General features: G+C 74.2%; 1 protein-coding gene and 1 pseudogene. Both read left to right on the plus strand.

What is annotated here, in order from left to right; all coding sequences use genetic code 11:
- Positions 1–679: hypothetical protein (locus C1I97_RS37980; protein WP_309147869.1), on the plus strand; the 679-nt coding region annotated here is incomplete at its 5' end.
- Positions 680–681: 2 nt separating this feature from the next.
- Positions 682–920: pseudogene (locus C1I97_RS37985) on the plus strand (DUF317 domain-containing protein); the annotation flags it as partial.

Consider the following 920-nt stretch of genomic DNA (forward strand, 5'->3'; position numbering starts at 1 on the left):
CGGCCAAGGCCCCCGCTCCGCCGCCATCCCCGCCTGCCTCCCTGCGGCGCTGACCGCCGGACGGGACTCCGAACGTCACCGCTCTCTTCAAGGACCCGTCATTTCCGCCATCCCCGCCTCCCACCGCGCCGCGCTGAAGCAGCTCTCCGCCTTCCTGCGCGAGAGCGCCTACATCCTGGCCAACTGGGACTACTACTCCGAAGAGAACACCGACCTCGACGGCTGGCCGTTCGACGAGCACGCCTACGGCCTCCGCCAGAGCCAGCGCGACCGCGAGACCGCCGAGGCGTTCGAGGCCGTCCGCCCCACCGCGCGGCAACTCCTCGCCACCGCGGAAGTACAACTCGCCCAGCTGCCCGCCCGCGCGGTCCAGACCCGCTGGGCCTGGCAGCTCGGCACCCTGCGCGACGCGTTCGACCGCCTGGACGCCCTGCACCAGCAGTGGCGGCAGACCCGCGTCGACCTCCCCCTCACCGCCCGGCCCGGCACGCCGGCGTACGACGACGTGCTCGCCGACCACGACGCCGAGGCGTGGAGCTACCTCGACGACTGGGCCACCCACGGCCACGCCGTCATCGGCATCAACACCGCTGCCGGCAGCGCCCCGTCGCCCCTGGCCCCGCCGCCGACAGCGAAGCCGGCGCCCGTGGCCGACCGGACCGCCCCGGTACGGAGGTAGTGGTGCCCCCGTCTGCCGAGACCGTCGAGGTCGAGTACACCACGCCACGCCACCTGGCCGGGGGCGGTGATCCCGCCTGGATCACCGTGCCCCTGCACCGCGCCTGCGGCTGGAGCCACGGCGACGACCCCTTGATGCCGCGCGTCATCCTCACCAGCCCCGACCAGAAGGCCCAACTCCGGCTGGCTCCCGCCCCCGCCGGACAGTGGTGGACCCTCCACCACGCTCCCGACCGCGGCCG

Source organism: Streptomyces sp. NTH33 (assembly GCF_003236365.1).
In the GTDB taxonomy this organism is placed as follows: Bacteria; Actinomycetota; Actinomycetes; order Streptomycetales; family Streptomycetaceae; genus Streptomyces.